General features: G+C 74.5%; 12 protein-coding genes. 7 read left to right on the top strand and 5 right to left on the bottom strand.

The window, feature by feature from the left end; all coding sequences use genetic code 11:
* Nucleotides 1–154: 154 nt before the first annotated feature.
* The 5 genes from BUE44_RS07910 to BUE44_RS07890 are packed head-to-tail and all read right to left on the bottom strand — an operon-like array spanning nucleotide 155 to nucleotide 6,943.
* On the bottom strand, nucleotides 155–895 hold the full coding sequence (locus BUE44_RS07910) for a polysaccharide deacetylase family protein (RefSeq protein ID WP_073495266.1): 741 nt from the start codon (nucleotides 893–895) through the stop codon (nucleotides 155–157).
* Nucleotides 885–2,561, bottom strand: a complete 1,677-nt coding sequence (locus BUE44_RS07905) for a lipid II flippase MurJ (RefSeq protein WP_079189559.1) — start codon at nucleotides 2,559–2,561, stop codon at nucleotides 885–887. The genes BUE44_RS07910 and BUE44_RS07905 overlap by 11 nt, the downstream gene beginning before the upstream one ends.
* A complete protein-coding gene (locus BUE44_RS07900) occupies nucleotides 2,522–3,859 on the bottom strand; it encodes an O-antigen ligase family protein (RefSeq protein WP_073495259.1) in 1,338 nt (445 codons plus the stop codon). The genes BUE44_RS07905 and BUE44_RS07900 overlap by 40 nt, the downstream gene beginning before the upstream one ends.
* 7 nt (nucleotides 3,860–3,866) lie before the next feature.
* The gene (locus tag BUE44_RS39225) at nucleotides 3,867–5,726 is read right to left on the bottom strand and encodes a sugar transferase (RefSeq protein ID WP_265737151.1); all 1,860 of its coding nucleotides are present in this window, start codon (nucleotides 5,724–5,726) and stop codon (nucleotides 3,867–3,869) included.
* Nucleotides 5,723–6,943: a glycosyltransferase family 4 protein gene (locus tag BUE44_RS07890; protein WP_073495255.1), complete on the bottom strand. Its 1,221-nt coding sequence runs from the start codon at nucleotides 6,941–6,943 to the stop codon at nucleotides 5,723–5,725. The genes BUE44_RS39225 and BUE44_RS07890 overlap by 4 nt, the downstream gene beginning before the upstream one ends.
* Before the next feature lie 378 nt (nucleotides 6,944–7,321).
* Between BUE44_RS07890 and BUE44_RS07885 the strand changes: the two genes are divergently transcribed.
* The 7 genes from BUE44_RS07885 (at nucleotide 7,322) to BUE44_RS07855 (ending at nucleotide 11,822) form a co-directional block, all read left to right on the top strand.
* Complete coding sequence (locus BUE44_RS07885) at nucleotides 7,322–7,732, top strand: rodlin (protein ID WP_073495252.1); 411 nt, start codon at nucleotides 7,322–7,324, stop codon at nucleotides 7,730–7,732.
* 276 nt (nucleotides 7,733–8,008) lie between these two features.
* Nucleotides 8,009–8,248: a chaplin gene (locus BUE44_RS07880; protein ID WP_073495249.1), complete on the top strand. Its 240-nt coding sequence runs from the start codon at nucleotides 8,009–8,011 to the stop codon at nucleotides 8,246–8,248.
* Between the two features lie 130 nt (nucleotides 8,249–8,378).
* The gene (locus BUE44_RS39505; protein WP_073495246.1) at nucleotides 8,379–8,927 is read left to right on the top strand and encodes a chaplin family protein; all 549 of its coding nucleotides are present in this window, start codon (nucleotides 8,379–8,381) and stop codon (nucleotides 8,925–8,927) included.
* 182 nt (nucleotides 8,928–9,109) lie between these two features.
* A complete protein-coding gene (locus tag BUE44_RS07870) occupies nucleotides 9,110–9,448 on the top strand; it encodes a hypothetical protein (protein ID WP_143172488.1) in 339 nt (112 codons plus the stop codon).
* A 136-nt stretch (nucleotides 9,449–9,584) separates the two neighbouring features.
* Entirely contained in the window at nucleotides 9,585–9,992 is a 408-nt protein-coding gene (locus BUE44_RS07865) for a rodlin (RefSeq protein ID WP_073495240.1), read from the top strand.
* Nucleotides 9,993–10,155: 163 nt separating this feature from the next.
* Nucleotides 10,156–11,124 carry a GlxA family transcriptional regulator gene (locus BUE44_RS07860; RefSeq protein WP_073495236.1) on the top strand — a complete coding sequence of 323 codons (969 nt, stop codon included), beginning with the start codon at nucleotides 10,156–10,158 and terminating at the stop codon, nucleotides 11,122–11,124.
* Nucleotides 11,125–11,126: 2 nt separating this feature from the next.
* Nucleotides 11,127–11,822, top strand: a complete 696-nt coding sequence (locus BUE44_RS07855) for a DJ-1/PfpI family protein (protein WP_073495233.1) — start codon at nucleotides 11,127–11,129, stop codon at nucleotides 11,820–11,822.
* Nucleotides 11,823–11,965 lie beyond the last annotated feature (143 nt).

The raw sequence follows: 11,965 nt of genomic DNA, 5'->3' as shown, positions 1-11,965 counted from the left end.
AGGCGGCGGCCAGCCACGACAGGGGCGCGGGGAACTGCGCGTCCAACCACGTCGGACGGTCGTGTGAAGGCGGCGGCCAGCCACGACAGGGGCGTGGGGAACCGCGCAAGCAGACCCACTCGCAGCGGTGCCCACCTGCCCGCCGCGGCAGCGGCTAGGCATGGAGGCTCCGCAACCGCTCAAGCGGCCCCCGCCCCGCGGGAAACGCGTGCAGGATCCGCTTCGCACGCAGCCGCGCGGCCGAGTCGCGGTCGCCGACATACGTGCGGGCCAGCGCGAAGGACCCGGCGAGCGCGCCCGGCGCGACACCGCACGCGTAGGTGTAACCCGCGGAGCGCACCGCGCGGACGGCCCGCGCGTCGACCGCGCCGTACGGGTAGCAGAAGCCCTCGGGCGCGTGCCCGGTGAGTTCGGCGAGCAGCGCGCGGCTGTCGGACGCCTCGGCGGCGAGCCGTACGTCGTCCAGCGACGTGAGGTCGGTGTGGACGAGCCCGTGCGACCCGACCTCCATCCCGGCGGACCGGACCTGCCGGATCTCCTCCGCGGTGAGCAGCGGTTTTCGCGGCCCGTCCGCATCCCACGCGTTGGTGCCGCCGAGACGTCCGGGCAGGACGAAGACGGTGGCGCGGTGGCCGTACCGGAGCAGCAGCGGCACGGCCGTGGTGAGGAAGTCGGCGTAACCGTCGTCGAAGGTGAGCCCGACGAGCCCGCGCCCGCGGCCTTCCGCCCGGGCCCGCAGGAGTTCGGCGACGCCGACGCCGGTGAGGCCGCACCGCCGCAGCCAGTCGAGTTGTGCGGCGAGGCGCCGCGGGCTGACGGTGACGAGGTATGGGTCGTCGCGGCAATCTCCCACGGAGTGGTACATGAGCACCCAGGGGGCGGCTTCAGGCGGCATGGGGCAGGCTCCGAACGGGTGCGCCGACCGCGGCGGCCGCGGCGGCGAAGGCGAGCGGGACGGTGAGACAGCAGGCGGCCGCGGCGAGCGCGGCGGGGGCCCCGGGGAGCAGCCGGGTGGTGCACCACCCGGCACCGGTGGCCGCGGCGGCGGCGAGCACGTACCGGGACACCGCCGCGGTGAGGGCGGGCACCCGGACGGGCACCGCGCGTGCGGGCAGCCCCCGCAGCAGGAGGACGGCGGTGAGGCTGATCCCCGCGGCATTGCCGGCCGCGATGCCGTACGCGCCCCACGGCGTGACGGCGGCGCCGTCGACGACGGCGGTGAGGCTCAGGCCCGCGGCCATGGCGGCGACGGGATACCAGGTGGGCCGGGCGGCGGAGAAGTACGGCCGGATGAGCGCGCCGACGAGGCTCTGCCCGAGCAGCCCGAGTGCGTAGACCCGCATGACGGCGGCCGTCGCGGCGGTGTCGGCCGCGTCGAAGGCCCCGCGCTGGAAGAGCGTCGAGACGATCTGCGGGGCGCAGGCGACGACATAGGCGGTGCCGAGCAGGACGACGACGCAGGCGAGCGTGAGGTCCCGCTCGACCCGCTGCCTGGCACGCTCGCGGTCCCCCCCGGCGAGGGCGCGCGACACGACGGGAAAGGTGACCGTGCAGACCATGAGCGACAGCGCCATGGGCAGTTGCGCGACCTTCTGGGCGTAGTTGAGGTGCGAGATCGCCCCCGCGGGCAGCCCGGCGGCGAAGAACCGTTCGACGAGCACCTGCGTTTGCCGGGCGACGGCGAACAGGACGACGGGCACGACGAGCCCCATCCCGAGCCGTACCCGCCCCGCACTGCCCGGGCCGTCAGGGCCGGCCGTGGCCGTGTCGCCGCCGTTCACCCCTGCCGGGTGGCCCGGAAGGCGCGACTGGCCCGGCACCATTGCCACGCCTTCCGCGCGCGTCGCCCCCGACCGCATGACGCGGACGAAGGACGGCAACTGGACCAGGACCATCAGCGCGCCGCCGACCGCGACACCGGCGGCGGCCGAGCGGACGCCCCAGCGGCCGTGGAGGGCCAGCAGGGTGGTGATGATGCCGACGTTGTAGGCCACGTAGACGGCCGCCGGGGGGAGGAAGCGGTGGTGGGCGCGGAGGGCGGCGCTGAGGTAGCCGGCCAGGCCGAAGGTGAGGATCGTGGCCGTGGTCAGGCGGGTGCAGGTGACGGCGAGGCCCGGGGCGGCGAGGCCGGGGGCGAGAAGGTGGACGGCGAGGGGGGCGGCGGCGAGGAGGGCGGCGGTGGCCACGGCCAGGAGGGCGGCGAGGCGCGGCAATGTACCGCGGACCAGCGGCCTGGCGCCGCCCTTGGCAAGGGCCGCACTGAAGGCCGGGACGAGCAGCAGGGCCATCGCGTCCTCGATGAGGACGGTGGCTGCCAGTTCGGGGACCGTCCATGCCACGAGGAAGGCGTCGCTGTCCGCGCCCGCGCCGAAGAACCGCGCGATGACCTGGTCGCGTAGCAGCCCGAGCACGGAGCCGGCCACGCTCAGCCCGGCCGTCACCGCGGCGGCCCGCGCCACGAAGCCGGGCGGGGGCGCCGCGTGCCGTGGGCCGGGCCGCGGCCGTACGCGTACGACGTCGGTCACCGCGCGCCGCCGCCCTCGGTGTGCAGCGCCCACCATGCCGCGAGGCCCAGAAGCAGCGCGGTCAGTACGGTCGAGGGGCCGCCGATGTCGGCGTAGAGGAAGTCGACGCACTGCCAGAGCAGCAGCCCGACCGCGGCCAGTCCCGGCCCGGCCCTGCGGGCGGCGGGCCGGCCCGTGAGGAGCCGGCGCAGGCCGAGCGCGATAAAGGCGGCCCAGCCGCCGACCAGCAGGGTGCAGCCGAGCAGGCCCTGCTCGCTCAGCGCGAGCAGGTACATGTTGTGCGGAGAGAGCAGCGGTTCGCGCGCGAACGCCTGCCCTGCCCCCGCGGTGTCGCTCGCCGACGACAGCGCGAGACCGGCGTGGCCGTCGCGCTCCGCGGGGAAGTTCTTGAGGCCGACGCCGGTGACGGGGTGTTCGCGCCACATGCCCAGCGCGGCGGACCAGAGGGTGTAGCGGTCGGTGACGGAGGAGTCGGGGGCATCGGTGACCTGGGTGATGCTGGCGGCGCGCGCGCCGATCAGCTGGGATCCGACGCCGAGGCCGCCGACGACGACGACGGCGCTCGCGGCGAGCGCGGCCAGGACGCGTACCGCCTGGCGCCGGCCCGCGAGCAGGATCATCGCCGTGCAGGCGACGGCGGTGGCGATCCACGTACCGCGGCTGAAGGACACCGCGAGCGGGACGACGAGCACCGCGGCGCAGCAGATCGCCGCGGGCCGCAGCCATTGCGGGGCGCGGGGAGCCGGCGGTGCCAAGGCGTAGCCGGCGGAGATCACCAGTCCGTACGCCACGACCGTCGCCATGCCCATCACGTCGGAGGGGCCGAAGGTGCCGACCGCGCGGATGTCCTCGCCCATGTACGACGCGCCGCTCGCCGTGGCGTATTGCCACGTGCCGATCGCACCCTGCACAAGGGCGAGCAGCACGATCGCGGCGGCGACCACGCCGAAGTCGCGGCGGTCGCGCAGCAGCAGGACCACGGCGGCGGGCACGGCCACGAAGACCTGCACATAGCGCAGGAATCCGGCGAGCCCCGCGCCCGGGTCGAGCGAGGTGACGGCTGCCGCGGCGAAGCCGAGCGCGGGGGCGCCGAGCACGGCGGCCGCGGAAGGGGTCAGCGGGCGGGCGCGGTCACGCAGCAGCCGGACCGCCGCGGTCGCGACGAGCACCGCGGAGGCGGCGTCGGCCGGGGTGACCTTCCCCGAGGTGCTGACGTCGCCGGTGGTGACGGGCGCGGCCAGCAGCAGCACGGTGGCCAGCGCCGGCAGCAGCGGCGCGTACCGCCGCAAGCGGTGCGGGATGAGCGGCGGGAGGGCCGCCGTCGCAAGGGCCATGAGCCGGTCAGCTCCCGCCGCAGCGGAACAGCGTGGCGGCGGTCCGCAGCAGGATCGACACGTCCTGCCACAGCGTCCAGCTGTCGATGTAGTGGTTGTCGAAGCGCGCGCGGTCGGCGATCGAGGTGTTGCCGCGCAGCCCGTGCACCTGGGCGAGGCCGGTGATGCCGGCGGGCATCCGGTGCCGGTCGGCGTAGCCGGGCAGGGTCTGGCTGAACTGCGTGACGTAGTAGGGGCGTTCCGGGCGCGGCCCGACCAGGCTCATGTCGCCCCGCAGCACATTCCACAGCTGCGGCAGTTCGTCGAGCGAGGTGCGCCGCAGCAGGTGTCCCGCGCGGCTCATCCGGTCGTCGTCGGCGACGCTCCACAGCGTCGCCGACTCGTGCTCGTCCGCGGGGCGCAGCGTACGGAACTTCAGCAGCGTGAACGGCCGCCCGTGCAGACCGATCCGCTCCTGACGGAAGATCACGCCGGGGCCGTCCGCCAGCCGCATGGCGAGCGCGCACGCGGCGAGCACCGGCGCCAGGCAGAGCAGCGCGGCGGCGGCGACGGCGGCGTCCAGCAGCCGCTTCCCGCCGCGGGCGGCGCGGCCCGGGGTCGGCGGATACGGTTCGAGCCGGCGGCACGGATGGCCCCACAAATGGCCGGCGCCGGCGCCATTGCCGGGCCTTCCGCCGTCGACCTGCCACAGCCGGCAGCCCTGCGCGGCGAGCAGCCGTACGGTCGCGGTGGTCCTGGCGTCCAGCGCCGCGGGTCCCGCGACGACGGCGTCCCGTACGGCGTTCTGGATCACCGCCCGGGTCACGTCGCCGGGCGAGGGCAGCACGGGCAGCACCGGCGGCGGTACGTACGACGCGTGCGCGGCCTGCGGGCCGCCGCGGGCCGGCCGTTCGGGCGGCGCCGGGCGTACGGGGATGGGCGCGGCGAGGCCCACCGGGCGCATGCCGTACTCGGGGCGGGCGTGCAGGACCGCGGCGATCCGGGCGGCGGACGCCGCGTCGGCGCCGACGACCAGCGTCGAGGACGGGCGCCTGCGGGCCGTCCAGCGGCGCGCCGCGTAGACCACGGCCCGCAGCGCGCCCGCGACGCCGACGGTCACCCCCACCGCCGCGGGAAGCGTCCCCCAGCCGAGGGCGCCGGTCCCCGCCACGACCGCGAGCAGGCCCCATGCCAGCACCGCGCGCCAGGCCAGCCCGGGCAGTTCGGCGAAGGCCCCGGGCGCGAAACCGGGCCGGTACAGCCCGGCCCTGTACTGTGCGAGCAGCAGGCACCCGGCGACCACACACCCGGCCAGCACCCCACGCGGCAGCGCGGCCGCGACCCCCGCGACCGCCCCCACGCAGTCCGCGGCGGCCAGCACTCCCCCGACCCGCTCCCGCACCGCCCGATGCCGCGGCTGCCCGGCCCCCCGCCGCCCGGGGGCACGGGAGGGGGCGGCCACGGGGGCACTCCGGGCGCCGCGGTAGGCCGCGGTGCCGGCGGACTGCGGGGCGCCGGCGTCGTACGTCCGCGTGCCACCGGCGTGGGCGGGGCCCGTGGCGGCGTCGTACGTCCGCGTGCCGGCTCCGGTGGCGCCCCCGCCGGTGTCGTACGTCCGTGTGCCCGCCGGGTGCTGGGTGGTCGTGCGGTTGCCGTGGCCGTCGGTCCCCGGGCGGCCCGGGGCCTGCTCGAACGGGCGCGGGCCGCCGTCCTGCGCGGCCTCCGCGCGGTAAGTGGTCGTGCCCCGGGCCGGTGCGGGCTCGAACGGGCGCGGGCCGTCGGGGCGTTCGGCATCCGGGCGGCCGGGTCCGTACGTCCGCGGTGCCGTCACCCGTTCGGAGTCGGGGCGGGTCGCGTCGCAGGTGCGGGGAGTGGGCTCGGGGGTCACCGGGGGAGCCGCCGGGCGCGGGCGGGGTGCGGGAGGGCCAGCACCTCGCGATAGACCGCCGCGACGTCGGCCGCGGCTCTCGCCCCGTCGTGCCGGTCGCGGGCCTGGGCGAGGGCGCGCAGGGACGCGGCGGTCCGCACGGGCCGGTCGGTGAGCAGCCGAAGCAGCGCCGCGGACAGGGCGGCGGCATCCTCGACGGGGACGACGCAGTCGGCGGCGTCGACCGGGTGGAGGCCTTCGCGGGCACCGCTCACGTCGGTGGCGACCACCGCGCGCCCGCAGGCCATCGCTTCCAGCGGCGCCAGCGCCATGCCCTCCCAGCGGGAGGGCAGCACGACGACGTCCGCTGCCTGATACCACGGCACGGTGTCGCGGGCGGCGCCGGCGAGCAGGACGCCGGGTGGCGCGCCGAGCAGCAGCCGCCGGTGGTCGGGCCCGTCGCCGACCAGGACGAGGCGGGCGGCGGGAAGTGCCGCGGTGACCGCCGGCCAGGCGCGCAGCAGCACGTCCTGGCCCTTCTGCGGGCACAGCCGCCCGACGCAGACCACCAGCGGCGCGTCCGGCCCGGCATCGGACAGCGCGGGCAGCGCGGCCCTGACGGCGTCGCGGTCGGCGGTGGGCCTGAAGCGGGCGAGGTCGACGCCGTTGCGCACCACGGCCCAGCGGGCGCGCAGGCCGACCCGCCGCCCGGCACGGCACTCCGCGTCGCTGACGCACAGCACCCGGTCCGCCCAGCGCGCGGCGTACCGCTCCCAGGCCCGCGCGGCCGCGGCGGTGGCGCCGCCGACCGCGTCGAAGGACCAGGCGTGCGGCTGGAAGACGGTCGGCACCCGGCCGCGTACGGCGAGGCGTACGGCGAGGCCCGCCTTGGCGCTGTGCAGGTGCAGCAGGTCGGGGCCCACCGCGCGCACGAGTCGGGCCGCCGCGGCGACCTCGCGGGGGAGCGCGGGGCCGGGGGCGCGGCCGGCCGGCCAGTGCACGATCCGCGCGCCGGCGCGCTCGGCGGCTTCCGGCAGCATGTCGGGCGCCGGCATCTGCGGGTCGGGCGCCCTCGTCCGCCCCCGGGCGCCCGGGTCGGGGCAGCCGACGACGACCCGCGCCCCCGCCCGTACCTGCGCGCGGACCAGGTCCGCCACGACGCGGGCCACTCCGCCGTCGACGGGCTGGGCCATGTGCAGCACCGTCAGCCCGGCAAGTCCGTCCTGCTGTTGCGGCATCGCGCGCCGTTCTCCCTCTACGAGCCCGTCAAACCCCGCCACTCGGTCCCGCGGGCGGGCGGCTGTGTGGTCTCAACGAATGCCGAGCCGACCAGGTAATCCCGGGAAACAGGAATGCACCGTCGCAGAAGGCGCGTCGAGAATCACGTAAGCCGCGCGAACAGGCGGGCCGTTCAGCTCTTATGAAGATCACATCGCAGGGAGAAGACGTCATGTCAGCCTGCCGGTGCAGGCTCACTCCTGTGCCTGGTTCAGGCGACGGCCACGGGTGAAAATATCCGTTCGGATGAAGGGTCATTACCAAACTTCTGAATCGGTGTTGGGCAGTTCGACCCATTTTCCGGGGGCGTTCCCCCTCCGGTTCGGAAAGGACCCACCGTGATCAAGGAATTCCTCGCCGCGGCTGCCGTGGCCGTCTCCGTCGCAGGCGTCTCGGCGTCGGTTGCTCCGCAGGCGATGGCCATCGGAGACGATCACGGGACTGCGACGGCCAACGGCAACGGTTCCGAGCAGAACTACGGCAACACCTCCACCGGCGGCTACATGAGCCCCTCGTTCGCCCTGATCCAGGGCTCGCTCAACAAGCCGTGCGTCGCCCTCCCGGCCAAGGCCAACCTCGGCGCGGTCGCCGGCGTCATCCCGGTGCAGGTCCCGGACGTCAACGTGCTCAGCTCGCCGCAGAACCAGCAGTGCACCGAGAGCTCCAGCCAGGTCAAGGGTGACGAGCCGCTGTCGCACGTCCTGGACGGCATCCCGGTGCTGTCCGGCAACGGCCGGACCAACCACTGAGGACGCGGCCGCCACAGGGGCCGCCGAGTCCCCCCGGTCGCGGCTCCGACCGCCGGTGGAAAGTCGGCGACTGGGGCCGTTCCTCGTAACGGTAGGCAGATTCACGCCCTCCATTCGAGTGGACAACGTCCCCGAACGGGGGTTGTGAGTCACCTATCGGCATCAATCGTCGTTGACCGTTCGGCGCGGTGCACGACACCCGCGAATGGCGGGTCCGCCGTCACGAAAGCCGTGACAGGGGGAGGTCGCCGCCGCCGACAAATAAGGAGTAAAACCATGAAGAAGATCACCAGGGCCGCAGCGTTCACCGCCGGAACCGTCATCGCGATGGGCATCGCCACCCCGGCGTTCGCCAGCGCCGGCGCGAGCGCCGTTGCCGCGAACTCCCCGGGCGTGGCCTCCGGCAACCTCATCCAGGTGCCGGTGCACGTACCGGTCAACGTGTGCGGCAACACCGTCAACGTCATCGCGCTGCTGAACCCCGCGTTCGGCAACGCCTGCGTCAACGCCGACTGACGACCGGAGTCGAACCGGTCGGGCACCACGCTCTGATCAGGTCCCGCCCGGCCGAGTGCGCAGCGCTCCCGGGCGCCCCGTCATCCTCACCACCTTATGTACGAGTTGCACGAGCGGAGAAAATGAGTCGATGCGACGACAGATCCTGAACCGGAGTCTGCTCACCGTTGCTGCCGCGAGCAGTATTCTCGCCGCGACGGGAGGCTATGCGAACGCGGACTCCGACGCGCAGGGCGGTCCGAGCGAATCGGGCCGTTCAGCCGCCGTCCAGTCGCAGGAGGCCGATTCGCCGAGCGACAGCTATTCACCCGGGGCAACCGCTGAGGGCACTGCGGAGGGCTCCCCCGGACTGCTTTCCGGAAACAACGTGAGTCTCCCGGTCGAGGCGCCGGTGAACGTGTGCGGCAACTCCGTCGACGTCGCCGCGCTGCTCAACGCGGCGAGCGGGAATTCCTGTGCGAACGCTGAGGTGCCCGCCACCCCCGTGGTGCCGGGACCGCGCGCCGAGCCGCCGGCTCAGGCCGCGACGCCCGAAGTGCACACGCAACTCGCGGAGACCGGCGCGTCGTCCGGCGCGGTGGGCACGGCGGTGGGCGCGGGCGCGGTGCTGCTGATGGGCGGCGCGATGCTCTATCGGCGCTCCACTCGTGCGGCGCGTGTACAGCGTGCGAATTCTTGAGCGATTCCTGAGCATTTTTCTGCCCGGGTGCGGAAAGTCAAGCTGTTGCCGCACTATCGGGTGATTGTCAGGCGACGGGTCCGCGCACAGTTTCTGTTCAGAAAAGTAGTCGTTGTCATTCCGGAAGGAATACGGCGCTACGGAAAGGGTGGCAAGTGAACTACTCGAAGGCTGCAGTGGTTGTGGTCGGATCCATCATGGCGGTCGGCGTGGGTGCCCCCGCGTTCGCCGACACGGCGAGCGCCGACAGCGCGAGCACGGTGCCCACCAGTATCAACGGCGGTGTTGTGCAGGTTCTCAACGAGCAGCCGCTGCAGAAGGCCGCTGACGCCACGCAGGCCGCACCCATGCTGAGCACGCTCGCCCAGGCGAGCGACCACCTCCGGGGCGACACTTCGGCCGACGCTCTCGTGGGCCAGGCGGCTCTGGTCGCCCAGGGCGTCGCCGAGTCCGGTCTTGTCGGTGCCGTGCCCGGCGCCCTGCTGCTCGGCGGGGTGCCGCTCAGCGGCGTCAGCACCTGACGGGCCGTTACGTCATGGGCGGCCCGGCTCGGCCATCGAGGGGAACCGCCGGAACCGAACCGCGGTGTGCGGTCGGCCGGGCCGCCCGGGCCCTTCCTCCAGAACCACGCGTCATAGCACCGCAAAAGGACACTCAATGATCAAGAAGATGCTGGCCGGAGCCGCTCTCGCCGCCTCGGTCGTCGCTGTCGGCGCCACCGCCTCCCCGGCCATGGCGCTCGGCAACGACGACGGCACCACGACGGTGAACGGCAACGGGTCCCAGCAGAACTACGGCAACACGAGCACCAGCGGCACCCAGAGCCCGCAGATCGGTCTGGTGCAGGGCAGCCTGAACAAGCCCTGCATCGCTCTGCCCGCCAAGGCCAACGTGGGCTCGGTCGTTGGCGTCGTCCCGGTGCAGGTCCCCGACGTCAACGTGCTCAGCTCGCCGCAGAACCAGCAGTGCGCCGAGAATTCCAGTCAGATCAAGGGCGACGAGCCCCTCTCGCACATCCTCAGCAACATCCCGGTCCTGGCCGGCAACGGCGTCCGCAACGGGTGACGTTCCACCCCGCGCGACCCGCATCACCCGCTCCACCCCGGGCCGCCGGCGATCCCGCCGGCGGCCCTCCCTCGTTCCCGGCCTCCCGCCCGTGGCGGCCATGGCAGGAAAGGTGGGAAACCCGTCATTGCCGCCACCCGGCCGGGCTGCCAGGCTGAGCCGCGTGACCAGCCATGACGTGCTCATCGTGCTCTTCGAGGGCGTGCAGAGCCTCGACGTGACCGGCCCGCTCGAAGTCTTCGCGGGGGCCGCCGGAGCGACGGGGGAGGCGGACCCACCCGCGTACCGGGTACGGACCGCGGCGCTCGGCGGCGGGCCGGTACGCACCTCCGCCGGGCTGCGGCTGCTTCCCGACGAGGACCTGCGGGCCGCCGCCGCGCCCGACGTCCTGCTGGTGCCCGGCGGCCGCGGCACGTACCCGGCGGACCCGGAGGTCGTCGCGCGGATCGCGGCGCTCGCCCCCGGCGCCGGGCGGGTCGTGTCCGTCTGCACCGGCGCTTTCCTGCTGGCCGAGGCGGGGCTGCTGGCCGGCCGCCGGGCGACCACGCACTGGGCGTATTGCGGCGCGCTCGCCCGCCGTTTCCCGCGCATCACGGTCGACCCCGAGCCGATCTTCGTACGGGACGGCCGGTACGCGACCTCCGCCGGTGTCACCGCGGGCATCGACCTGGCACTCGCGCTGGTCGAGGAGGACCTCGGCCGGGACGTCGCGCTCGCGGTGGCCCGCGGGCTGGTGGTCTTCCTGCGCAGGCCCGGCAGCCAGGCGCAGTTCAGCACGCAGCTGGCCGCCCAGCTCGCCCAGCGGCACCCCCTGCGCGAGGTCCAGCGCTGGATCACCGAGCATCCGGACGCCGACCTGTCGGTGGACGCGCTCGCCGGACGCGCCGCCCTCTCCCCGCGGCAATTCGCCCGCGCTTTCCGCGCCGAGGTCGGTGTCACACCAGGCCAGTACGTCGACAGGACCCGGCTGGAAGCCGCCCGCCGGCTCCTTGAGGACACCGGGTCGGGGATCGCCGAGATCGCCCGAGCCGCCGGCTACGGCACAGCCGAGGCCATGCGCCGCGCCTTCGTCCGCACGCTGGCCGTCCCGCCGGCGGAATACCGCCGGCGCTTCCACGCCGTCAGGAGTTGAGGATGCAGATAGCCGTACTGCTCTACGAGGGCTTCACCGGGCTCGACGTGGTCGGCCCGTACGAGATCCTCTCCCGTATCCCCGAGGCCGAGGTGGTCTTCACCGCGGTCGAGGCCGGCCCCGTACGTACCGACATGGCCAGCCTCGCGCTGACCGCCGACCGCCCCCTGGCCGAGGTCACCTCCCCCGACCTGCTGGTCGTCCCCGGCGGCCCGGGAACGGGGGCGGCGCTCGGCGACGCGTCGATCCTCGACTGGTTCCGTGCCGTCGACCCCGGCACCACCTGGACGACCTCCGTCTGCTCGGGTTCCCTGCTCCTCGCCGCCGCGGGCCTGCTCACCGGCCGCCGCGCGGCCTCCCATTGGATCGCCCTGGAGCACCTCCCCTCCTTCGGCGCCGTCCCGAGCACCGACCGCGTCGTCTTCGACGGCAAATACGCCACCGCCGCGGGCGTCTCCGCCGGCATCGACCTCGCACTCCACCTGGCCGGGCGCCTCGCCGGCGACGCCGTGGCCGAGGCCATCCAACTCGTCGTCGAATACGCTCCCGACCCGCCGTACACCACCGGTTCCCCCTCCTCCGCACCACCGGAACTGCTCGCCGCCCTACGAGCGAGCGACCTCGTCGTCCTCCCCCCCAGGGGCGCGGGGGACTGCGCGACAAGCCACGACGCGCCGCCACGCTTACGGCTACCGTGAGGCGCAGCCCGCGAAGGGGAGCGGCTCACATGCGGTCGCCCCCCTGTGTGCAGAGGGCGTAACCGCGGGCGGCCCGCGGGGTGACCGCCGCGTAATGGCGGGTTCGTAGCGTCGGGCGGGCGTGGCCGCGGGGGTCGCGCGGG

This window comes from Actinacidiphila paucisporea, from assembly GCF_900142575.1.
Lineage (GTDB): Bacteria > Actinomycetota > Actinomycetes > Streptomycetales > Streptomycetaceae > Actinacidiphila > Actinacidiphila paucisporea.
Note: the sequence above shows the minus strand (reverse complement) of the source record. Positions and strands in the feature narration are given on the sequence as shown.